This window comes from Psychrobacter sp. CAM01, from assembly GCF_032842965.1.
GTDB lineage: Bacteria > Pseudomonadota > Gammaproteobacteria > Pseudomonadales > Moraxellaceae > Psychrobacter > Psychrobacter celer.
Genome location: NZ_JAWJBL010000013.1, coordinates 1 through 23,672, shown reverse-complemented (window position 1 = coordinate 23,672; position 23,672 = coordinate 1). Strand labels below are relative to the sequence as shown.

Annotated in this window: 18 protein-coding genes and 1 pseudogene; 5 read left to right on the top strand and 14 right to left on the bottom strand. The window is 49.6% G+C overall.

What is annotated here, in order from left to right:
- Window positions 1-184 precede the first annotated feature (184 nt).
- Entirely contained in the window at window positions 185-676 is a 492-nt protein-coding gene (gene rimI, locus R0I52_RS08375; protein ID WP_317053958.1) for a ribosomal protein S18-alanine N-acetyltransferase, read from the top strand.
- 93 nt (window positions 677-769) lie between these two features.
- Here rimI and R0I52_RS08370 read toward each other — a convergent pair whose 3' ends face one another.
- From R0I52_RS08370 to trxB, 3 genes are read right to left on the bottom strand one after another with little or no spacing between them, the layout of a single operon-like run.
- Window positions 770-1,207, bottom strand: coding sequence for a MerR family transcriptional regulator (locus tag R0I52_RS08370; protein WP_192995269.1), 438 nt, complete (start codon window positions 1,205-1,207; stop codon window positions 770-772).
- Between the two features lie 21 nt (window positions 1,208-1,228).
- The gene (gene aat / locus R0I52_RS08365; protein WP_317053957.1) at window positions 1,229-2,023 is read right to left on the bottom strand and encodes a leucyl/phenylalanyl-tRNA--protein transferase; all 795 of its coding nucleotides are present in this window, start codon (window positions 2,021-2,023) and stop codon (window positions 1,229-1,231) included.
- A complete protein-coding gene (gene trxB, locus R0I52_RS08360) occupies window positions 2,024-3,046 on the bottom strand; it encodes a thioredoxin-disulfide reductase (RefSeq protein WP_317053956.1) in 1,023 nt (340 codons plus the stop codon).
- A 687-nt stretch (window positions 3,047-3,733) separates the two neighbouring features.
- Here trxB and R0I52_RS08355 point away from each other — a divergent pair.
- Window positions 3,734-7,012 (top strand): DNA translocase FtsK 4TM domain-containing protein, encoded by a 3,279-nt coding sequence (locus R0I52_RS08355; protein ID WP_317053955.1) that lies wholly within the window; start codon window positions 3,734-3,736, stop codon window positions 7,010-7,012.
- Window positions 7,013-7,269: 257 nt separating this feature from the next.
- A complete protein-coding gene (locus tag R0I52_RS08350) occupies window positions 7,270-8,763 on the top strand; it encodes an amidase (RefSeq protein WP_317053954.1) in 1,494 nt (497 codons plus the stop codon).
- 182 nt (window positions 8,764-8,945) lie between these two features.
- Here R0I52_RS08350 and R0I52_RS08345 read toward each other — a convergent pair whose 3' ends face one another.
- Window positions 8,946-9,836, bottom strand: a complete 891-nt coding sequence (locus tag R0I52_RS08345) for a class III extradiol ring-cleavage dioxygenase (protein ID WP_317053953.1) — start codon at window positions 9,834-9,836, stop codon at window positions 8,946-8,948.
- Window positions 9,837-9,919: 83 nt separating this feature from the next.
- Complete coding sequence (rlmH, locus tag R0I52_RS08340; protein WP_317053952.1) at window positions 9,920-10,408, bottom strand: 23S rRNA (pseudouridine(1915)-N(3))-methyltransferase RlmH; 489 nt, start codon at window positions 10,406-10,408, stop codon at window positions 9,920-9,922.
- 214 nt (window positions 10,409-10,622) lie between these two features.
- Between rlmH and R0I52_RS08335 the strand changes: the two genes are divergently transcribed.
- Window positions 10,623-11,069 (top strand): DUF2147 domain-containing protein, encoded by a 447-nt coding sequence (locus R0I52_RS08335; RefSeq protein WP_317053951.1) that lies wholly within the window; start codon window positions 10,623-10,625, stop codon window positions 11,067-11,069.
- A gap of 47 nt (window positions 11,070-11,116) precedes the next feature.
- Here R0I52_RS08335 and R0I52_RS08330 read toward each other — a convergent pair whose 3' ends face one another.
- The 6 genes from R0I52_RS08330 to dapC all read right to left on the bottom strand — a co-directional run bounded on the left by R0I52_RS08330 (window position 11,117) and on the right by dapC (window position 18,708).
- The gene (locus R0I52_RS08330) at window positions 11,117-11,650 is read right to left on the bottom strand and encodes a DUF421 domain-containing protein (RefSeq protein ID WP_317053950.1); all 534 of its coding nucleotides are present in this window, start codon (window positions 11,648-11,650) and stop codon (window positions 11,117-11,119) included.
- Between the two features lie 298 nt (window positions 11,651-11,948).
- Complete coding sequence (locus R0I52_RS08325) at window positions 11,949-12,464, bottom strand: ABZJ_00895 family protein (RefSeq protein WP_317053949.1); 516 nt, start codon at window positions 12,462-12,464, stop codon at window positions 11,949-11,951.
- Window positions 12,465-12,501: 37 nt separating this feature from the next.
- The gene (locus R0I52_RS08320; protein ID WP_317053948.1) at window positions 12,502-14,610 is read right to left on the bottom strand and encodes a D-alanyl-D-alanine carboxypeptidase/D-alanyl-D-alanine-endopeptidase; all 2,109 of its coding nucleotides are present in this window, start codon (window positions 14,608-14,610) and stop codon (window positions 12,502-12,504) included.
- A gap of 97 nt (window positions 14,611-14,707) precedes the next feature.
- Window positions 14,708-15,313 (bottom strand): 3'-5' exonuclease, encoded by a 606-nt coding sequence (locus tag R0I52_RS08315; protein WP_317053947.1) that lies wholly within the window; start codon window positions 15,311-15,313, stop codon window positions 14,708-14,710.
- A 33-nt stretch (window positions 15,314-15,346) separates the two neighbouring features.
- Window positions 15,347-17,311: a DUF294 nucleotidyltransferase-like domain-containing protein gene (locus R0I52_RS08310; protein ID WP_317053946.1), complete on the bottom strand. Its 1,965-nt coding sequence runs from the start codon at window positions 17,309-17,311 to the stop codon at window positions 15,347-15,349.
- Between the two features lie 176 nt (window positions 17,312-17,487).
- Window positions 17,488-18,708 carry a succinyldiaminopimelate transaminase gene (gene dapC / locus R0I52_RS08305; RefSeq protein ID WP_317053945.1) on the bottom strand — a complete coding sequence of 407 codons (1,221 nt, stop codon included), beginning with the start codon at window positions 18,706-18,708 and terminating at the stop codon, window positions 17,488-17,490.
- A gap of 189 nt (window positions 18,709-18,897) precedes the next feature.
- Here dapC and R0I52_RS08300 point away from each other — a divergent pair, with 189 nt between their 5' ends.
- On the top strand, window positions 18,898-19,566 hold the full coding sequence (locus R0I52_RS08300; RefSeq protein ID WP_317053944.1) for a hypothetical protein: 669 nt from the start codon (window positions 18,898-18,900) through the stop codon (window positions 19,564-19,566).
- A 243-nt stretch (window positions 19,567-19,809) separates the two neighbouring features.
- On the opposite strand, the gene glnD is transcribed toward R0I52_RS08300, so the two are convergent.
- The 3 genes and pseudogenes from glnD to R0I52_RS08285 form a co-directional block, all read right to left on the bottom strand.
- Window positions 19,810-22,566 carry a [protein-PII] uridylyltransferase gene (glnD, locus tag R0I52_RS08295; RefSeq protein ID WP_317053943.1) on the bottom strand — a complete coding sequence of 919 codons (2,757 nt, stop codon included), beginning with the start codon at window positions 22,564-22,566 and terminating at the stop codon, window positions 19,810-19,812.
- Between the two features lie 96 nt (window positions 22,567-22,662).
- Window positions 22,663-23,454 (bottom strand): type I methionyl aminopeptidase, encoded by a 792-nt coding sequence (gene map / locus R0I52_RS08290; RefSeq protein WP_410524051.1) that lies wholly within the window; start codon window positions 23,452-23,454, stop codon window positions 22,663-22,665.
- Between the two features lie 94 nt (window positions 23,455-23,548).
- A pseudogene (locus R0I52_RS08285) lies at window positions 23,549-23,672 on the bottom strand (IS5/IS1182 family transposase); the annotation flags it as partial.

Below are 23,672 nucleotides of genomic sequence, written 5' to 3'. Positions count from 1 at the left end.
TTCGCTATCCGTGAAGGTGGCCGTACTGTAGGTGCTGGTGTGGTAGCTAACGTTAAAAACTAAGCGATACTGATCTCAGCACAAGCTGACACCGAGTATTGAGTAGTGAAAAGCCATCCTTTATAGGGTGGCTTTTTTTTGTAGGAGTTGTAGGGATTATGAGGTTTTATTAAAAGGAGGCGGCATGGCTGTAATACAAAATTTGTCAAAAGACACTCAAGACTTTAGGGAAGTGGTGCAAGCGGTAGCTGCTATCGAGTCTATCGTCCAGCCGCAGGATGCGTGGTCGTATCAGGCGATGATTGATTTGTTTGAGCAAGACAGTGTCCATCTGCTGATCGCTTATGAGTCAGCAGAGTCAGCTACAGTCGTGCAAGGTTACTGCCTATATCAAAGCGTCTTTGAACAAGCAGAGATTCTACGCATTGGCACGCATCCTGATTATCAGCGCCGCGGGATTGCGTCGCACATTTTTTCGCAGTTGCACCTAGTGCTGAGAAGCCAACAGGTAGAAAGCCTGCTATTAGAGGTGCGAGTGGACAACGCGCCTGCGATTGCGTTATATAAGCAGCAAGGCTTTGAGGTGATCCATCAGCGTAAAAACTATTACCAGCTAGCCCAGAAGCCAGCTGTCGATGCCCTGATCATGCAGCTGACTTATCGTGATTTTAAATGATTGGTTCGTGATTTTTAAATGATTGGTTCGTGATTTTTAAATGATGGTTAGATGATATGTAATGCGCTTGTTTAGCAATGCATCTGTGCAGCCTTACAGGTCTGCGGGGAGTTTTCTTTTGCAAACGTCGACGTTGGGTTTGTAGTCACTGTCTGCTCTCATGCGCTCAAGAACCTCGATGCGCTCGGTGAGCAGCTCAACCATGACATTGATATTGGCTTGTTGCTTTTTTACTTGTGCCAGCTTTTGCTGTGTAAGGAGTAATTGTAGGTCGATGTCTAATTGGCCATCATAATAGTCATTGAGGCTGTCTCTGATTTCGGTAAGTGTAAAACCAATGGCTTGCGCGCTTTTTATCAGCTCAATACGTTCAACACATTCAGGATGGAACTCAGTATACAGCCGTGAACCTGCCTGACGCTTGCGCGATCTGAGTAGGCCTAGCTGGTCATAGTGACGGACCGTGTCTTTGGTGGTATTGGCTTTGGCAGCCAGCTTTCCAATTAACAAAAATGAGGTATCAAGTGCCATAATAATCTCAAAAGTGGGGCGCTATTTGCCGCCTTGCCAAGGGTGTAGGGTATCAAGTAGCGAGACTGCTAGTGGTTGGTGGGAGTCACTGTGCCAATGCTCAGCACCACTTACGAGCAAGCTATCTAACCGATGCAAAAAGTCAGCACGAGGTAAGGTGGTGGCGCCCAAGCTCATGAGATGCTCGTTTGGCAATTGGCAATCGACCAGTGCGACCTGACTTTGCTCGCATAAACGCATTAAACCCCAAAACGCCATCTTGGATGCGTTTGACGCACGGTGAAACATCGATTCTCCAAAATAAATACCGCCCAGCTTTAGACCATAAAGTCCCCCGATCAGTGTGTTGGTTTTATCCCATACCTCGATACTATGGGCAAAGCCTTGGACGTGTAGCTTGCTATAAGCGTCGATCATCTCTTGATGAATCCAAGTATGCTCGCCTTCAGGCAGGCCATTGCTACGTGGCAAACTACAAGCGTGAATAACTTCGTCAAACGCTTGATTGAGGGTGAGTTGCCAGCGCTCTTTTTTGACCTGACGGCGCAATGACTTACTGGGTATATACTCAGCCGGCACCATGACGCAGCGCGGCTCAGGGCACCACCACGCGATAGGCTCGTCTTCATTAAACCAAGGAAACAGCCCCTGCGCATAAGCAGAGATGAGCGTCTCGGAGGCCAAATCACCACCCAGCGCCACAATGCCGATGCCATCAGGGTCGATGGTAGCAGGGTCAGGAAAGTCATAACGCCCAAGACTTTTTAGGGTCTCAGGCGTGATGGGATTATGGTTTTGTTGCCAAAGATGACTCATTTAGGCTTCTTTATCAGCAGTCAATGTCGAGGCGTAGGTATGGTCAGAAGCATCTGCCTCACCGATGGCATCGAGATATTTTTCTGCATCAAGGGCGGCCATACAGCCGGTACCTGCTGAGGTAATGGCTTGACGGTAGACATGATCGGCGACATCACCTGCCGCAAATACGCCTTCGACACTGGTCTGAGTGGCGTTACCATTTAGGCCGCTATTGACGACAAGATAACCGTCTTTCATATCTAGCTGACCTTTGAACAGGTCGGTATTTGGCTTATGACCAATCGCCACAAACATACCCATGACATCTAGGGTTTTGGTGCTGCCATCGACGGTAGATTCGATCACCACGCCATTGACGCCCATGTCATCACCGACGACCTCACGGACCTGATGGTTCCATTCTATTTTGACATTACCGTTTTTGGCTTTTTCAAACAGCTTATCTTGCAGGATTTTTTCGGAGCGCAAGCTGTCGCGGCGATGCACCAAAGTCACCTCAGAGGCGATGTTTGATAGATATAAAGCTTCTTCGACCGCGGTATTGCCGCCGCCGATGACCGCGACTTTTTGGTCTTTATAAAAGAAACCGTCACAAGTAGCACAAGCAGATACGCCAAGACCTCTAAACTTGGTCTCTGACTCCAAGCCCAAATACTGCGCCGAAGCGCCCGTTGAGATGATGAGCGCATCACACGTGTAGCTGCCATTGTTACCGGTCAATTGAAACGGACGTTCGTTTAGATTGACGTCATTGATATGATCATAGACCAGCTCGGTACCGAAACGCTCGGCATGTGTCTTCATACGTTCCATCAACGCAGGCCCAGTCAAATCGTACGCATCGCCTGGCCAGTTATCAACTTCTGTGGTGGTGGTCAGCTGGCCGCCAACTTCCATACCCGTGATCATGACAGGCTTTAGGTTGGCGCGCGCAGCATAGACAGCCGCGGCATAACCGGCAGGACCGGAACCCAAAATAATAAGCTTTTCGTGACGTGGCGCTGTAGTGTCAGTTGCCATAAAATATTCCTTACTAACGATAAAATGAAAAATATAAAAAGTGAAGTGTGTGCTGCTGTTAACCCGTATATTTTCAGTCAGCTTAAATGCCTAAGACGACTGCAGTTTTTGGCTACTACTCATCGCTTATTACGCAAAAATTATCCCAGTCTTGTCATCTGTTTTTTTCCTGATCAGACCGTAAGTAGAGTGAGAATCGCCCAGCATTGAGGGTTAAAAATTGTGTCTAATGTGGTGTTTCTAATTGCTATGTGATAATAACATAAGGGCAGTTGGCAAAAAGTGCAAGTTTGCTAAAGCAAACATGGGTATCATTACAATCAAAGCATCAAACCCTTGAATTTTAGGGCGCTAAAGGTAAGCGCTAATCGGCCAAGTCTTTACCATGCTCAGTATAATTGTGATGATAAAGGTGTATTGTTTTATTTTCTTAAGAAGACTGTCGCCACTGTCACTATGTATTTGTTATTATAAGAAGTTATGCCAAACGCAGTAAGGGCTAAGTAATCTTGTCGTCTATTCTGATAGCCGCGCTTATAATCGCTCTATGCAAGTAGCCATTGCCGCTGCGCACGGTATCTTGGTACAGATTGCTCGGTACCGTTTATGTCAGCACTTTATGCCAGCATGGTTAGCGTTAATCATGGGTTGGCGACCATTTAGTATTATTAACAAGGCAGATCTTACGTGATATCAGCACCGCTAATTGAGTATTTAAAAAAAGGAATATTTACCCTGCTGGGGTTAATACTGACCGTTTATCTGTTTGTCATTTTGATGACGTATACGGGTAATGATCCCAGCTGGTCGCATATCAGCAGCGATATGACCACGATCAACAATATGGGCGGTAAAACTGGTGCATGGTTGTCAGATTTGCTGTATCGGTTTTTTGGTTTTGGTGCGTGGTGGTTGCTAGCGTTTATGGTCTATGAGTCCATTTTGATTTGGTGGGATAATAAGCCAACGTTTTGGCTGATGCGTCTGGTCGCTTATGTGTTTTTGTTATTAAGTGCCAGTGCGCTGTTTGCCCAATTGGTCGCGCTGGTGCAGCAGGTTGCAGATCCTGTGGCCACTGAGTTAGAAGGGGTGGCGGGCGGTATCATCGGTCTTGAGCTTCAAGCCCGTTTGGCGCAGTTATTATCGCAATGGGGAAGTGTGGTGTTTTTGACCGTGTTTGTCACCATCACTACAACCTTTGCGTTTAATATTCACTGGCTGAGCATCTATCAAAAAATCACCGCGCTGGCTTGGCTTGGCTCAGGAGTCAAAAACAAAGAGGCGGCCGCTGCTGATGACCAAGCAAGCAAGCAATACAGCGCTGCTGGGCACAGCGATGATCAACAGGCAGCAGCATCAGAGCACGAGCAGCTAGCATTAGAGCTGCCCACTGCTGATGCTACGGATGGTGCACAGTCTGTGGATAAAAGTGGCCGATTTGGCAATGTGTTGTCCGAGTTTTTGACCACATCAGGATTGGCTGATAGCGTCAAAGCCTCGGTGGCTGCAGCGACACAAGCTGCAAAAGCGACTACATCGTCTGACAGCGTAGCGTCGCCTGTCATGCCGACGCAGTCGAGCGCCGAGCCGCAAAGACCCGTAACCGCCGCCAAAAGTGGCGCGGTCAGTGCCAGCAATGCAGCTGCGGCGACGGCCACCCCTGTGATGACTCGCAAAGTAGAGCCAAGCTTTGCATGGAATGATGCAAGCACGGTGGATGATTTGTTGGCCAGCGAGCAGGCGCACTACCATGCTGATGATAGCTTTGTTAGTGACGATAGCTATGTTGCAGATACGACCGACGATATCTCTGAGACGGCATCTACCGTGTCCGCCTCTTATGATAATAGTGATGAAACGCTAGATAATGAGGCGACTTCTGTGGCGCAAGCCATAGAGAATCCCACTACTGATATGGTAACTGACGATGTCGATACCTTGGCTGAGGCATGGCTGGCAGAACACGCAGAGACGCTCACCCCTGCTACTGCAGCAGTCGATGACATCGTACATGATGTGTCCATGCCAGATGCTACTGCGCCCAGCTCAGCATCTGTGGAGAGCCTGACAGCTGATAGACCAGCGGCAGAGGAAAGAGAGGAAAGAGAAGCAAACGTATCACATAGCTCAGTGGTAGAGACTGTCGAGCCATCATTCAGCTCTGCATCTACCACGCAAGCCTCTGCTGTAGAGCCTACCTCATCAGAGGTCGCTACCTTTACCGCGGATACCGCGGATATGACCCCGACCAACACACCGCCTGCCAACCCCAAACAAGCACCAACAGTGGAGGCGCTGACACCAGAAACATCTACCAAGCCTGCAGTGAGCTTTGCGGTACCAGAGGGGGATAGTAGCAATCATATTACCGATATGATGCCAGATGATGATGCAGAGACAGTTACAGCCGTCATGCCAGATATCAGTGATGATGCCGCATTTAGTAAAAAATCACGCTCGATGCAAACAGCAGCATATCGCAATAGCCTCACGCCGATACCTGAGATGTCTATCTTGGACAAGCCAGACCCTGACCGTAAGCCCAGCTATACCACCGCAGAGCTTGAGCAGTTGTCTGAATTATTAGAGATTAAGCTGCAGGAGTTCAATGTCAAAGCAAGCGTGGTGAATGCCATACCAGGGCCGGTGGTGACCCGCTTTGAAGTCGAGTTGGCACCAGGCGTCAAAGCCAGTAAAGTCACGGGTATCTCGCGAGACTTGGCACGCTCGCTATCGATGGCCTCTTTGCGTGTGGTTGAGGTGATCCCAGGCAAGCCTTATATCGGTATCGAAGTACCCAATAAAAAACGCGAAATGGTGCGTCTGATTGAGCTGCTCAATACGGAAACATACAAAGACCCTAAAGCACAGATCAGCATGGCGATGGGTAAAGACATCGGGGGCAATCCGATCATCACCGATCTTGCACGGGCGCCGCACATGCTGGTTGCCGGCACCACAGGCTCTGGTAAATCGGTACTGGTCAACTCTATGCTACTGTCGATGCTCCTCAAATATACCCCCAATGAGCTGCGTCTGATCTTGATTGATCCAAAGCAGCTTGAGCTTGCCAACTACAATGATATCCCGCATCTATTGACGCCTGTAGTCACCGACATGACCGAAGCGGCCAGTAGCCTCTCGTGGTGCGTGGCGGAGATGGAGCGCCGCTATCAACTCATGAGTCTGCTCAAGGTACGTAAGCTGGGCGAATTTAACAAAAAAGTCGCCGCCGCCGAAAAAGCAGGCAAGCCTATCATCGATCCACTATGGCGACCCAATGACAGCGTCAGTCTTGACCAAGCGCCTAAGCTTAAGACATTACCGATGATTGTGATTGTCGCAGATGAGTTTGCTGATATGATTATGCAGGTCGGTAAACAGGCTGAAGAGTTGATCACACGGTTGGCACAAAAGTCACGCGCGGCCGGTATTCATTTGATGCTCGCCACTCAGCGCCCGTCAGTCGATGTCATTACTGGTTTGATCAAAGCCAATATTCCAGTGCGAGCTGCCCTCCGTGTGAACTCAAAGGTCGATTCGCGTACCATCTTGGATAGCGGCGGCGCAGAAGATATGCTGGGAAACGGTGATATGCTGTTTTTAGGGCCAGGACAGATTGAGCCGGATCGTGTGCATGGCGCCTACGTCAGTGACGAAGAGGTCAACCGTGTCTGTGACGCATGGCGTGAGCGCGGCGCACCCGACTATATTGACAACATGGCAGGGAACTTTGAGCTATCCAGCCCTGGCGGCGGTAGTACTGGCAATGCGTCGGGTGAAGACGACGATTTATACGATGAGGCAGTCGCCTTTATCATGGAAACGCGCAAAGTATCAGCCTCTAGTATTCAGCGTAAGTTTAGCATCGGCTATAACCGCGCTGCTCGTATTGTCGACTCCATGGAGGAAGCTGGACTGGTCAGCTCGATGGGCAAAAGCGGCAAGCGTGAGCTGTTGATGTGATAAACAGTGAGTTTGATTGAGTGATAAAAAGCGAGTTACAGTAAGTAGCTCGCTTTTTTTATGAGCGTTTGTAGTACAGTCATGTTATTTGCAAAGCTGACCTGATAAAGCGGCACAGTGATAGGTAGTAGCGTCAAGCATAAGTTCATGGTCTGGTATGACGTGAACACAGCAGTATCGATAAGGTGGTTACTATTGAGGCCATGAAACCGATATACTAAAAGTGATAAACAACTTAAGAACAAGGAAGCTCGGTTATGTTTAAAGAATACACCCAGTATGATGCGATAGCGCTAGCGGCATTGGTCAATGCCGGAGAGGTCAGCGCAAGAGAGCTGCTGGATGCAGCTGTCTATCAAGCCAATAAGCTCAACCCTAAGCTAAATGCCATCATTCATCGTTTTGATGAGCGTGCCTATCACGCAGCGGCGCAAGGCCTACCGGCAGGCACGTTTACAGGCGTGCCTTATTTGCTCAAAGATTTGTCATTTAGCTTTGAGGGAGAGCCTGTCACGATGGGCAGCCGTAGTGTCAATATTGTCTCAGAAAACGACAGTGAAATCGTCAAGCGTATGAAAGCCGCTGGCGTCAATACCTTTGGCAAGACCAATACCCCTGAGTTTGGGCTGATCATCACCACCGAGCCCAAGGCGCATGGCGCAACGCATAATCCCTTTAAAAAAGGCTATAGTGCTGGCGGCTCTTCAGGCGGTAGTGCAGCGGCAGTGGCAAGTGGTATTGTACCGATGGCAGGCGCCGGTGATGGTGGCGGCTCGATACGATTTCCTGCGGCGTGGTGCGGCGCGTTTGGCTTAAAGCCCAGCCGTGGCCGTAACCCCATGGGCCCGACATTTGGGGAGGGCTGGGAAGGCGCTGTCGCCGATCATGTGATTACCCGCTCCGTTCGTGATAGTGCCGCGATGCTCGATGCCACCAGTGGCGCTGAGATTGGCGCGCCCTTTATCATTGCGCCGCCAGAGGGGTCGTTTTTGCAGGCTGCGATGCGCGCACCGCGGCAGTTGACCATTGCGCTACATCAGCAGCCACTGATTGCAGGTACGGTGGTGGACAAGGAAGTACTGGCGGTCCTTGAACAAACCGCCAAGCAGTTAGAGGCCATGGGGCATCGCGTGGTGCCTGCTGAGCCTAACATCAATATCGAGCAGTTTTGGCATGATTTTATGGTTGTGGTGTGCGCCCATACAGCATTTACCATTGATAATATCGAGCGTGATTTTGGACCGCAGCATATCAAAAAACTAGAGCCGCAAACCTACAATATGGCGCTTTTGGGTCGTTCACTATCCGCAGTAGACTTGGCACATGCCAAACACGGCTGGCACCATAGTCAATACCAGACAGGGCTATTATTAAAACAGTATGACATGATCTTGTGTCCGACCGTACCGACACCAGCGGTCAAGCATGGCGTACTACCGCCTAGCCGTATGGATGAGATGCTGATGCGTAGCGCAGAGCTGCTCAATAAAGGCATAGATATGGGGAAATACGCCTTTAGCTCAGGCGTGATCGAAAAGCTGAGCCAGCCTGTTCTAAGTAAGATGGCTTTTACCTTATTAGGCAATGTCACAGGTTTGCCTGCGATGTCATTGCCAGTCGGTATGAGCAAAAAAGGCTTACCAATTGGTATGCAGCTGATCGGGCGCATGAACGATGAGGCGACGTTGTTTAGTATCGCAGGTGAGATGGAGCGCGCCGGATTGTTTACCAAGGCGGCATATGCGCAGTAGCAATCTGCAAAGCAGCCTAAGGCGTGTCCTCAATTCAATCGATAGCCATCTATCTAAATGGGCTAAAAATGGCTAAATGGTGTCAAATAGCTGACTAATCTCTCGATATTATCTGCGCTATTTTCCTTGTTTGGTGGCGATTTATCTCGTTTTTATCGCCATTTTTAAAATGAGGACGCGCTCTAGTCAAAACGATAGATGTCCATACCTAAGCTATGGTGCGCCATGCTTTGATGTACCACTGAGACGCGCTGGCCGGCACCCAAAGCAAAAAACAGCGGCAACAGGTGCTCATCACTGGGATGGATGTCTTTATAATTGGGATAACGTTGCCAATCAAGAGCGCTTGGAATGTCGGTTTTGAGCTGTTTGAGTAGCCATGTTTTAAAGCTGTTGGCGCTCTGATCGATGCTGTCCGCCTGCCAGCGTAGGGCTTGCAAGTTATGGGTGATATTGCCTGAGCCGATGATCAGTATCTGCTCATCACGCAAACGCGCCAGCTGCGCCCCTAACTGATAGCAGGCGACACTGTCATAATGCTGCGGCAAAGAAACCTGTACGATCGGGATAGTGGCCTCTGGATACAAATGCGTGAGCGGTGCCCAGACGCCGTGATCGGAGGCGCGCATGGGGTTTAGTCTGCAAGTAATACCGCGCGCGGTGAGCTGTTGCGCAAGCGACTCGGCAAGCAGCGGATGACCTATAGCGGGATATTGTATCTCATACAGCTCAGCGCCAAACCCAGAAAAATCATGCCAAGTCTTTGGCTGAGGGTTGCTGCTGATCTCAAGCTTTGCTGATTGCCAATGCGCCGACATAATAATGATGGCTCGCGGCACAGGCAGGTTTTGACCGATACGCGCTAAGGCACTGGTCGTCGCTGACTGCTCTGTGGCTAGGGTTGGCGCGCCGTGCGAGACAAATAGCGCTGGCAGCTTTGCGTACTTAGAGAGGGTAGATGTATCGGGCCACACGTCAGCGGCACTAATGGGCGCTGACGTGTGGCTGCCTGATGGTCGCTGCTCGGCGCTCGGCGCCATGGCAGTAGGTGCTGTGTTTTTTGGATGAGTCATGTAGCGTTTATTAGGGCTGGCAGCGATATTTCAATCCTGCCTGTCTGTTATCCTACCAAAAGCCTGATCTGTCTTGTGAGTATTTAGTTGCCACGATGATAGGGGTGGTTGTGATTGATGCTCATGGCGCGGTAGAGCTGCTCCATCAATACCACGCGTACCAGTGGATGCGGCAGTGTCAGCGCCGATAGTGACCATTTGACATTGGCCTTTGCCAACACTTCTGGCGACACGCCATCAGCGCCGCCAATGACCAGTGCGATATCATCGCCTTGCTGCATCGAGTCTGCCAGTTTTTCCGCCAATCCTTCTGTTGAGAGCATTTTACCTTTGACATCTAGTACCCATAGCTGCTCGCGGCTAGATGCTTGGTGAGCGGCCAATATGGCTTGTCCTTCTTGCTCGCGGTACTGAGCGAGGTTGGCTTCAGAAGGGTTTTTTGCCCGCTTTGCTGCCGCTATTTCGACAATTTCAGTACTGAGCATGGGCTGAATACGTTTAAAGTATTCATCAAAACCAGTTTGTACCCATTTTGGCATCTTAGTGCCAACGGTCAAAATTCTTACCTTCATATGATGTACCACTTCGATAATTAAAAAATATAACAAAAGAGAATGTAACAAAAGAGTTCTGCGCCTAAGATATTGTAACAAACAAGCCTTTTACCTCGCATTTTTTTGTGCTTTACTAGCGTTTGACAAACAGTTGTTCTTTCTATTTGTTTTTAGTGCTCGTTTATGATTATTACATATTCAGATAGACCGTTTTTAACGAAAGGAGTCGTTTATGAACCGTATTACAGCCAGTACGCTCACCCTTATGGCAGGAGCCTTGTTGTCCATATCTGCGCAAGCGGCCTCACTAGATGGTACGCAGTGGCAAACCATCGATGACAAGACAGAGGAGAAAAAAGCCATCATTCAGCTAAACGAAAGAGGTGGTAAGGTTTCAGGTAAAATTATTAAAGTGCTCGACAAAGAAAAGGCCAAAGCCGTCTGTACTAAATGTCCTGGCAATCTAAAAAACCAGCCGGTGGAAGGCTTGCAGATTTTGACAGGCCTCAAAGCCGATGGTAATAATCAATGGAGCGATGGTAAGCTGGTCGACCCTGAGTCTGGCAAAGTGTATTCAGGAAAAATCACCTTGAGTGACAATGGTCAAAGTCTTGATCTGCGCGGTTATGTCGGCACGCCACTATTTGGCCGCTCACAGACGTGGCAACGCATCAAATAGAATGCTTACTGTGCTAGTCTCCTGAAAACCAGTCATCTCAAAACCACTCACATCAAAGGCTTAATGGTCTGCGAAACAGTGTTTTCTTTGCCGTGCGTGTCATTCGTAGGTTTGGGGATAATGGTTAGCTTGGCGTCAGATTCAAAGACCACCGCTTCGACATCATCGAAGTTGTTGATACCTTGAGAGCGCATCGCACATTCTATCTCTTGACGAGTCAGGCGCTCAGACCGCATGGCATCTGGCAAGAACTGGCCTTGATAAAAGACGATACGCGGCTCTGATAAAATAAAGTTGCTAAACTGCGGTGATACCGAGGCGTATTTGGTGACCAAAAACTGCAACAGATAAAGCACCAATATCGAGGAGACCCCTTCGATAAACGGAATGTCTTTGAGCAAGATGGTGCTGGCACCCAGAGACCCGATCATCACCGTGACGATCCAATCGAAGTTGTTGAGCTGCGAGGTGGAGCGTTTGCCTGAGACTTTGGTCACCAGTACGATTAAGACGTACACCATGACGGCCGTCAACACGATACGGCCAAGCTTGTCTATATTGTCAAAAAAAATCATGTCCATAAAGCTAACTCCTATTGAAAATACTAAAGCAAGTCGCTTAACACTGTAGGCGTTTACCTTAGCCTAACGGATTTTGCTCAGCAATAGAAAAAAACTTTGTAGTACCGTGTATAGTCAGCGTTTTGTTAAGTCACTCATATGGTCAATCCCAAATAAACTGACAGGCAAGATAGCAGGTGCCACGCCGCCACATTTTATGGATATTTATTTTGCATAGCATCTATCGGCGTAGGCTCAGCATACCATCGTGCTTTAAGTTAACAGAGTCCTGTCGGGTCGTTTAGGATTTTAGAGCGTCTTATAGGGTTTTGGGCGCAGGATCGAGTAGGCGGTTAAATGCCCAGATGCTGATGCGGGCGCTGACCAGTGACAGCACTACGATCATCACTAGCGCAGAGAGTAAGGGTAATGGCTGTTGCTTGGCCATCGCCAGCAAAACTTCACGGCTGATATCGTCAAACAGCAAAAACCATAACGCTAAAAAATACAGCCCCGTCAATAGCCAGACGACCATGATACCGCCCAGCATCAAACGATTTATTTCGTCTTTGTAGAGAGCGCGCTGCTGATGTTTAACAAACTTGCTAACTGCGATATAGGCGGCAAGGATGATGGATAGAACGGTGACCAGCTGTGCATTCAATGCCAGTTTGGTCTGAATCAGCATAAATAGGGCGCTGGCCAGTACATAACCGATCGCAAAGTATCCAATGTATGGCGGCAGCTGAGGCTGAGTGCTCGCGTGTGTCGTGGCCAGTCCGTGAGGGTCGGTAGCGGGGCTGGGTTTATTGAGATTGGTGGTTTTTCGTGACATAAGCGCGCCTTATTAAGATAAAAAAAGAGTCGCCGCATTAGTGCTGCGCGGTCCAGTCCAGCATCGCATCGAGTACGGGTCTTGCCGTATAAGCATTGAGCGCTTGCTCGCTATTGATGATACCCACGACCACATAGTCTTGCCCCGATAGGCCTTTGACATAGCCTGCCATGGAGGTGACGTTATTGAGCGTACCTGTCTTGATCCAAGCGCGGCCAATGGCGGCTGACTCAGGCAAGCGGGCACTGTGCGCGCTAATGGTGCCACTGACACCAGCGACGCCGAGCGAGTTGACATAAGCGTCAAAACTTGGATGATCGTAGGCGTAGGTTAGCAGCTCGTTTAGGTTGGCCGCGGTGATCGTGCAGTCACGGCACAGGCCTGAGCCGTTGGTCAGATACGGCGCAGGCGATTCTAGATGGCGTTGCCACCACTGGTTGATGGTCTGTAGGGCTACCGGATAGTTGGTGGTCGCAGGTTTGCCAAACTGATAGAGGCTCGTTTTGTTTCCTTTTGCTTTCTCTTGTCCTTTTGACTTGCTAACGGCGGTCTGAGTGGTTGTAGCAGTGTCAGCCGCGGTCGTATTAGTATCAGATGGCGAGGCGTAAGCGGCAATGGATAAAGCCACTTGCTCAGTCATGACGTTGTTTGAAAAATGGTTGATGTCATGGATTTGCTGAGCCAAGTTTAAAGACGGGTAGCTGACCTGTGGCAGCGGTGACATCGGTAGCGCGCGCAAGCCTATTTTTGGCTGTTTATGCGATGACGCATTATAAGGCGTCTCGCGGCTGAGCACATCACCTGTTAGGGTATTGCCCAGTGCTTGCCATTTGGCCTTAATTACCCGCGCGGCAAAGTCTTTGGCATCAGGATAAGCCACATAAAACGCGTGCTCTTGGCAGCTATTTGGCAGGTTTTGATGAAATGCCAGTTGGCTGGCTTGCCATACTGGCGCAAGGCTATAGCGCGCCTGTCCGCAGCTTGCTGAACGAGTGGCTATGGTGGTGGGCAGCTGATAATCGGCCAGCTGCGGCGTGTAGGTGAGTTGCGCGCGGCCAGTGTCCAGCGGATAGCTTTTAATAGCGATGGTACTAAAATTGACCAAAAAACCATCAGGGCTTGCGTTATAAGGACGCAGCGGCGCGTTGTCAAAGGCGGCAGGGTCTTTGCCCACCTTGTCAAACACTGCGCTGTCGACGATGATATCACCGTCGATATGACGAATACCTGAAGCTTGCACCTGATAGAGCAGCTGCTGTAGGCGCTCGTGCGTCATTTTTGGGTCGCCGCTGCCTTGTAGCACCAAGTCGCCATACAGGCGCTCGCCGATGATCACGCCAGTATGATAGACGCGGGTATGCCAGACAAAATCCGCCCCAAGTGTATCTAGCGCGATAAAGCTCGGCACCAGCTTCATGGTGCTGGCAGGAGTGCGCGCTACCTGAGCTTGATGACTCAGTAAAGGTGAAAAATCTATCTTGGTCGTTGTATGTGCGGCGCTTTTTCGCTCGACACCCGTGCTGTCGTTGGCGCTACTATCGTTGGTGCTACTGTCTTGGCTCGTTTGCATCTTGGCATTTGGCCACTTGGCCTCTGACGGTAGGGTGGGAATGCTCTCTAAGCTTTGATAAGTAGAAGGGTCGTCGGTATAAGCGTGTAGCTGCCGCTCATGCTTTTGGATGGTTTGTTTTTCTATCGTCACAAGCGTGCTTTGATAACTGGCATCGTTGTTTGAGTGCTTTTCTGGATGCTGGGTGTCGCGGGTTTTATTGCTGTGCTGAGCGCTTGGTGTCACATGGCTGCTTGATGGCTGGCTGTCGGTGACTTTGATAGGCGCTGGTAAGTGACTGGCGTTTTTGTCGCCCACTGGCGTGATGACGATACTGATGTCGGCGTCGCTCAAATCTGCACGTGACAAGGCAGTTTGGATGGCCTCTGGTAGCGCCGCTTGAGCAACAAGCGGTGCCGTCAGCGCAGTGGCCAATAATGCTTGTCTGACCAAGTGCGTAACCAAGCGCTTGCCAAGTCGATGCGTTAGTCGGTGCGTTAGTCGGTGCCTTGATCGTAACGGCGCAACCGCAGCGTGTGGCGGCGTATCAAAGGCAGAAAGCTTGTCATGATAATGGGGGGTAGAGGTGGATCGCATGAGTATCATTCATCAGGTGGCAAAAACAGCCTATGGTATCATGAGTTGCACTTTTCGCGTAGACGGGGCGTGTTGATTATCAAGGGTATGTATCAGTCTAGCGCACATGCAAAAACGCCATGGCGGTCATGGTGGCATCATTATAGGCATCATGCGCGCCCAAGTCAGGAATCTGATAATGCGCTAAGATGTTAGTCAGCTGCTGCGCTTGGCTGGAGAGCCCTTGGGTTTGACCACTCATACGCCGACTGTATAAGTGCCGAATATCGATGATTTTATTGGGCAAGGTGGTGCCCATGTAGTCTTTTACCAATGGGTTTAAAAATGCTATATCGAGCTGCGGACAAAACCCTACAATTGGACGGTTACCGATAAAGGGCAGTAGCCGCGCTAGCATCTCATCATAGCTCATACCATGCTCGACATCAGCGGTACGTAGTCCATGGATCACGATGGTGTCGCGGTCAGGCATGACGGGCGGGCGACAGACCAGATGAATACCGTTGCCCGTATCGATGCTAGACCCATCGATATGAATCGCGGCCACCGATAGCAGGTGGTGCTTTTTGGGGTTTAGCCCCGTCATCTCACAGTCGAGCGCCACCCACCGCTCAGCGGCAGGCTGATCAAACATCGCCGCCAGCTCAGGCCGCTGCAGCTGCATTTTTTGCCATTTGCATGATAGTTGGGTCAGCCAGCTCATATTCTGTACTCTATCTTTGCTGTTTGCGCCGCTCTAGGCGATCTCTAATTGATAATGCCGCTGTAGCTGGTTTTTAAAGCTTTTGACAACGGCCAAACACTCTTTTAATAAATCACGCTCAAGCGCGGTTAGCGTCATGGGGTTGACCTGCCGTGCATGTTTGTCATCGGTCGAGAGCGCCACAGAGAGCCGCTGCGCCATAAAAAACTCCAGCGCCTCTAACAATGTGTCAGCCCGCTCTTGGGTCAATGCGCCCCCCTCGACCAAGGCCTTTAGGCGGTTTTTACTGCTAGGGACGGTCAAGATGTCGTTTTCTAGAGCGAGGGCGCGAATACCATGTACTAACGGAAAAATCCCTGCTTTTTTTAGATCGATATCTTGCGAGGCGCTTTTACCTGCTAATAATGGTACAAATTTTTGCCACCATTGATTGATATCACCAAACTGTAGCGCTGCCCGCGCAAACTGGCGCACAAACATAGGGTCTGAGCGTCGATGCGCGGCCTTGAGGTGCTGACGAACGTGCTGCAAGAGCGTTTCATCACCGCAGACATATTCGCCATCGAGAATGGCAGACAAGTAGATGGCGTGCATGGGATCGGTGTTTTTAAACCATGAGCTGATTTGAGCATTAAACTGTTGTAATGGCTGTCGCCACATCGGGTTGGTCATCATGATATTGCCGTCACACAGCGGATAGCCAAGTCGCGCCAGCTGTTCATTAAAGCGCGCCGCAAACTGCGGCAAATCCGGATGAGTATAGCCACCACGGATGATCAGTGCGTTGTCTTGGTCGGTGCGCATGATTTGCTCGCCGCGGCCCTCGGAGCCCATGACGATAAGACAGGTGTGGCTCATCACCTCATCAGGGACGAGCAGTTGCCATAGCTTGGTAAATACCTGAGCGTTCAAGGTCTGTACCATGCGGCTGATGTTACCGATTTTTACCCCGTTTTGGTGCTGGGCGCGGATATAGCGTCCTATCCTCTCGACGGCCGTGCCCAAACTGCCAAAATCTTGGGCTTGCTCGATTTGAATACTGATGAGCTGCGAGTGGTGGCTGATATGCGCGAGCATGTCGCTTTGGCCAAGCACACCTGCTACCGCACCATGGTGATCGATGACCGGCAAGCGATGAATACGGTAGCGCGTCATGGTCAGCAGCGCATCACCGATCTCATCGCTCGCCTTGATGGTACGTAGGTTAAAGTTAGCATAACGCTGGCATGGCGTGGTGGTAGGATCTCGCTGCTCACTGACCGCGCGGCAAATATCGGTATCGGTCAAGATGCCTAATGTCTCATCGATGCCATGTTGCGCGTTTGCGATGGCTAGTCGATGCGCAGATGCTCGCACCAGTACGTGCTTTAATCCAGCATTCGTCATCGTGCGCGCCGCTTCATGTAAGCTGGTATCAGCATCGACGATATGTACAGGCAGTAAACGGACATCGATGACCGGCTGCAGCATGATCTGCTGTACTTCTTGCTGGTCATCGTAGGCGGCATGGACAGCAGATTTACGATTGCAGCGCTGCTGCAGGGCTTTTAGCCGCTCAGGCAGTTTGTCGGAGAGCATTTGCCGCACCAGATGATTTTGTGCGCTGATTTTATCGACCGCTGTACCCTTAACTTGTAGCAGTAACGTGTCCTCGGTGGCGCGAAACTGATAACGCTGTCTGTCTTCGTCCGTCAGCTGCGCGTCTGAGGCCGCTGATAGCTGCGGTGTGTTGGAGGACTCAGGCAAGCGGCGGCTGTCAAACCAGTCGTTGTTATTGGGCTCATCTGAGTGATTGCTACCCAAGTAGGCCGCGACAAAATGACCTGCCAATAACTGCTCAATCTGGCCTTTGATGACCACATATAAGTATGACATCTCGTCTGCAGGTAGGCTTTCGTCTTTGGCAAGGTAGCGGATTTTGGTGTGTTTTCTGATGCTTTGGCGCTCAGCCAAGCTCAGCACATCAAAAGGCGGCTGGGTAAAATCAAGATGGGGCATGGCATCATCCTTGATGGCATCGTTGCGACAGTCTATTTTACTATAGCACTATTTAATAAAAAAACCTTTAATAACCAGCATCCTATCATGGTTATTAAAGGTGGTTGATGGCTATACAAACGGCCGCTCTGTCTGTGTATTACTCAGGCTAAGGAGAATGTGTCTGCTTGCCGGTTTTACACCTCAAGCAACGCCCGAATACGGCGGATGGCTTCGCGGCTTTCTTCTACACTGGCCACCAGCGCGATACGCACATAGCCCTGGCCAGGGTTGTGTCCAGCGACCTCACGCGACAGATAGCGCCCTGCTAAGGCATGGATATTGGCCTGCTCATACAGCGCTTTGACAAAGACTTCATCATCGCCATCGAACTGCTCAGGGACTTTGACCCAAAAGTAAAAGCCAGCCTCAGGCATACGTAGCGATAATACATCGCCAAGCTCTGCCATCCATAGCGCAAATTTTTCTTGATACAGCGCGCGGTTGTGCGCCACGTGTTTTTCGTCTTGCCACGCGGCGATAGAGGCCAGCTGATGCGGTATTGGCATCGCACAGCCTTGATAGGTGCGATATTGCAAATAGGCCTGCAAAATCTCAGCGTCGCCAGCGACAAACCCTGAGCGTAAGCCCGGTAGGTTGGAGCGCTTGGATAACGAGTGAAAGACGATACTGTTTTTAAAGTCATGTCGACCGAGCGCGGCGCACGCTTGTAGCAGGCCTATCGGTGCTGTATCAAAATACAGCTCACTATAGCACTCGTCGCTGGCGATGATAAACCCATACTGATCTGACAAGCGCAGCAGATATTCCCAATCCTCCATCGTCATCACCGAACCTGTCGGATTGTTGGGACTACAGACAAAAAGTAGCTGTGTGCGCGCCCACACATCTGTTGGCACCGCCCGATAGTTACCCTTAAAGTCATTATCCGCAGTACAAGGCACAAAGTACGGCGTCGCCTGCGCCAATATCGCCGCACCCTCATAGATCTGATAAAACGGATTGGGCATGACGACAGTTGGGGGTGCGCCAGTTGCTGGTTGTGCGTCATCACTTTGGTGATCGATGACCGCTTGTACGATGCTAAAAATCGCTTCACGCGTGCCCATCACAGGCAGCACTTGGGTGCGAGGATCGACATGATGCAAAAAAAACCGCCCCTCCAACCAATGCGCGATGGTCTGACGAAGCTCAAACAGACCATTGGTAGTTGGGTAAAGGCTTATTTTGTCCAAATTTTCGTGTAATGCGTCCAAGACGAAGCCAGGTGGCTGATGTTTTGGCTCACCGATGCCTAGCTTTATCGCACTGTAATGAGGGTCTGGCGTGCTATCAGCCAATAAAGCGGTCATCTTGGCAAAAGGATACGGATGCAGGTGTGTTAAGTTGTGATTCATAGGTAGGGTAACTATAATAGACAATTAATAATAAAGTTATAAAAAAAATTTACATTTGGGCAGTGTAGCACTTCTCATATTTTTTGTCTTTTGCTTCTCTTGCCGATAAAGACGCATTTATTGATAACTTATTCATAATAAAAACAGCGATCGGCGCGATATGATGGCTGATAGTAAGGGTAATTTGATATGTCTAGTGTCCTAAATAATGACCAACTTCACGCTAAAAATATCAATAATGGCGTTGATAATAGTGTAACGCGTGTCAAATTATACGAGCTGCTACAAGAGCGCGAGCAGTGCTGGTGGCAGACGCGTCAGAATTTGATTAACCTAAAAGAGCGGCAGGTGTTTTGGTACGGCGAAAACAGCCTGATGATGTGGCTGATGTGGCAGCTGGTCAGCTATGTGCTGGTGGCTATGACGCTAATGCTGCTGAGCCGATTTTTAGATCTTTCGCTACCGCTTTGGCAGTATGCGGGGTTGTTTGTCATTCAGACGGCGATATTTGTCGTCATTTTGATGAGTAAGGGACGGCTCGCCAACAAGCTACAACAAAAGATCGATAATGACGAGCTACTCCGCGAGCAGGCGCTCAACGAGATGGCGATACTGGCAGAAGACTGTCTGTACCCTGATGTGCATGCCAAGTCGCCTATTTCGTTAGAGCAGCTGTATGAGGCGTTAGACGGGCGCTTTCATTTAGCCAGTTTACAATGCTTGCTACAAAAGGAGGTCGATGCGGGGCGCTTGATATTGACGCAGACGCAAGTAGAGGTGGAGATTTTGCCACTAGAGCTGGCCGATGATGAGCTCAAAGAGCATGCCAGTGAGATGGTATATAAAAGCACCTTATAAATGACTCTATAGCGATAAGCCCCATCAATGTATTATCAATGATGGGGCTTATTTTTACGGAACAGTATAGTTGATTCTAAATAAGAGAATCATGCGTTGATTAACCAGCAAGACCGATAAAAATTTTCTGGCGTGCTGTGCCTACGCAGACAGAGGCTGCAAAAATTTCTATCAGCCTTGCTATAACATTTTTATAGTGAACCGATTATAGCAGAGTTTATGATAGGTTTTAGGCTGGCCACTTTATCCTCTACTCGTGTCTTTTGGAGCTGTCAGGCTGGCAAGCAGAGCAGTTTTTAAGGCGCTTAGCCTATCAGCGGACAGCGGCTCATCGTTTTGATCACTGATATAAAACATGTCTTCTGCACGCTCGCCTAAGGTGGTAATACGGGCGGCGTGTACTTCTATTTTTTGTTGCAAAAACACCTGTCCAACGCGCGCCAGCAGCCCCGGCTGATCTAAAGTCTCTAGGCTCATGATATGCTGATCTGAGGCGTCATTAAACTCAAAGTTAATCTCTGTTTTTACCTCAAAATGACGCAGCTGCCGAGGGATACGCTTACGCACCAGCTTTGGTAAGGCAGGGGCTTTGAAAGCGTCAATCAGTCGCTGCTTGAGCTCTTGCTGGCTGTCTTCATCGACCAGTAGTGTACCACTCGGATCGAGCAGCACATAGGAGTCCAAGGCAAAGTCGCGAGTGGCGGTGATGATGCGCGCATCGAGTACATCTAGGTTCATCTGATCAAAGACGGCCATGGTCACAGCAAACAGATTCATCTGATCTTGGGTGTAGACAAAGACCTGAACGGCATCAAGCGCCAGCTCACGATGCTCGCGCAGTACCACCAATGGCGGGCTATCGGCATTGGATGCCAAACCGATGGGCGGATGGTTTAGGATGGCTTCGGTGTGCCAAAGGATATCCTCTGGTATCTCGCGCAAAAAGTACTCATCGCCCAAATCGTCCCACAGACGTAACACTTCCTCGCGGTTCATATGCTGATTGTCGACATTGTCGAGCATTTTTAGCGCTTGTTTACGCGTGGCGCTGATCATATCTTGGCGGTTGGTCGGCGCGTCGATATCGGCGCGTAGAATACGGCGTGTCTGCGAGTAGAGCTGTTTCATCAGGGTGGCCCGCCAGCTGTTCCAAAGCTGCGGATTGGTGGCGTTCATGTCGGCGACAGTCAGGACGTATAAGTGATTGAGGTGGGTGACATTGCCGACCAGATCCGCAAACACTGTGACCACCTCTGGGTCTGAGATGTCCTTTTTTTGGGCGGTCATCGACATCAGCAAATGGTGACGGGTCAGCCAGCCGACCAGATGCGCGTCAGCTTTGCTCATACCGTGCGCCAAACAAAACTCAATCGCTTCAGTCTCACCCAGCAGGCTGTGATTGCCGCCGCGGCCTTTGGCAATATCATGAAACATCGCTGCCAGTACCAATATCTCTTTGCGCTCAATCCGCTGAAAGATCGCACTGACCAAAGGAAAGTCCTCAAAATACCGCGGATCGGTAAAGCGGTGCAAAATACGAATCAAAAACAACGTATGAGCATCGACCGTATAGCGGTGAAATAGATCATACTGCATCAGTCCGATGACTTGGGCAAAGGCTGGAATGTAATTTCCCAAGACGCCATAGCGGTTCATGGTGCGCAGACGATGGAACAAATAGTTTTGTTCTTTTAAATTGGCCAAAAACAGCGCTTGATGGGCAGGGTTGTCGCGATAAATCTGATCAATGCCGCGCGCGGCGATTTTTAGGGCGCGCAGCGTGTGGGTACGGACATTTTTTATACCGTACTGACCCATGAGTAAAAACATCTCTAAAATCGACTCAGGATGCTGAGCAAAAACCCGATGGTGCGCTATAGCAATATGATCACCAACACGGTTGAATCTTGCATTGATCGGCTGCTTTTTGGGGCGCTCATCATCAGGCAGGTTGGGCTCTATGATGGTCTCATAGTAGTGATTGGTCAGCATCTCAGACAGCGTTGATATTTGCATGGCACAGCGATAGTAATCACGCATAAAGCGTTCAACAGCCGCATTTGGCTGATCGTCTGGCTGAGTCTCATAACCCATTAATTGGGCAATCTCACGCTGATAATCAAACAACAGCTTGTTTTCGTTACGTCCGGTCAGCACATGCAGATAATGCCGTATCTGCCATAGATAGCCTTCTGCAAAGCTGAGCTCATCGAATTCTTTTTCTGTCAAAAAGTTTTGTTGCACCAAGTCATACAGCTTACTCACACGAAAATAGCGTTTGGTCACCCAGCCGATGATATGAATGTCACGTAATCCCCCAGGCGCCGTTTTGATATTGGGTTCAAGATTATACTCAGTTGCATTATGTTGTAGATAACGGGCCTTAGACTCTTCCATTTTTACATCAAAAAAGGCACGAGGAGACCGCTGCTTGTTAACGATTTGGATGGGCATATCTCGCAGTGCTTCGTTGCCGATTAACAATCGAGCTTCGAGCTGGGCACTGGCTATCGTATGGTCAAGTGCAGCTTCTAACGCATCGTTGACACTGCGTACCGACAGCGCAGGCTCCAGCCCGATATCCCACAGCAATGCGACCAATTTATCAATCTTACTACTGGCATCAGCGCCGACTTCGTCAGGAGATAACAGCAGGATATCAATATCTGAATAAAGCGACAGCTCACCGCGTCCATAGCCACCTGTCGCAAACAGGGCCAAATCCGTCTTATCTAACTCAAACCAATAAAACAAAGCAATCAGCAGCTCATCAATCGCCTCGCTACGCGCGCCAACCAGCTGACGAATATTGACACCGCGCTCAAGGGCACGGCTGATATCCTCATTGATTTGGCTCAGCCATTCAGGAATACCTAACAAAGCAGGCTCTGAGGTGCTATCGGCGCTGGCGCGTGCTGGTAGCGCGTCGGTAGTCACTGACTGCTTGGAAAATAGGGGTAAGGGTGTCAAATCGATAGAGGTGACATCGCAATTAAACATGAGGATATCCAATTAATAGGGTAAAAAAATTGTTGATACCAAAAGTATCGCAATTATAGTCCAAAAAAAAGACCGCCTAGGCGATCTTTTCTTGTCTTACTGGGTCAAAAAGCTCAAGTCTTCTTCAGGGCGCGTGGTAAACACTTCACAGCCATTGTCGGTCACGACCATCGTATGCTCCCACTGAGCCGACAGCTTACGGTCTTTGGTAATCGCCGTCCATTCATCAGGTAAAATCTTGGTCTGCCATGTGCCTTGGTTGATCATCGGCTCAATGGTAAAGGTCATGCCCGTTTTTAGCTCAAAGCCTGTGCCTTTTTTGCCGTAGTGCATCACTTGTGGCTCGTGATGGAATTCATCACTGATGCCATGACCACAAAACTCACGGACGATACTAAAACGCTCAGGCTCGACCACTTCTTGAATAGCGGCACCAATATCACCAAGACGCGCGCCGTTTTTGACGACACTCATGCCAGCATATAGCGCGTCTTGTGCGACTTTGCAGATACGCTGCGCCATGATAGAGCCGTTACCGACGATCCACATCTTTGAAGTATCGCCATAGTAGCCGTCTTTGATCACGGTCACATCAATATTGATGATATCGCCATCTTTGAGTAGCTTGCTTTCGGTTGGGATGCCGTGACAGACCACGTGGTTGACTGAGGTACAAATCGATTTTGGAAAACCGTTGTAGTTCAGCGGAGCAGGAATGGCTTTTTGCACATTGACTATATAGTCATGAGCGATTTGGTTGAGGGCTTCGGTACTGACGCCAACTTTGACATGCTCATCGAGCATGACAAGGACATCACTGGCGAGTTTGCCGGCCACACGCATTTTTTCTATGGCCTCTGGGGACTGGATAAGGGATTTTTTAGTCATCATCTTGTGTCTTATAATTATGGGGTTAATGTGGGGAGATTATACCATAAATGGACCGATGGCAGTTTTATGATAATTAGACCTCTTGCAAAAGTCATAGTCTAAGCTCGGAATTAATGATACCAGCAAACAGCTTCATTCTAAGATCGTAGCGCTGACGACGGTTGCGATATCTATGAGCCACGATTTTAAACAACTTGATTAAGCCTATTTTGTGC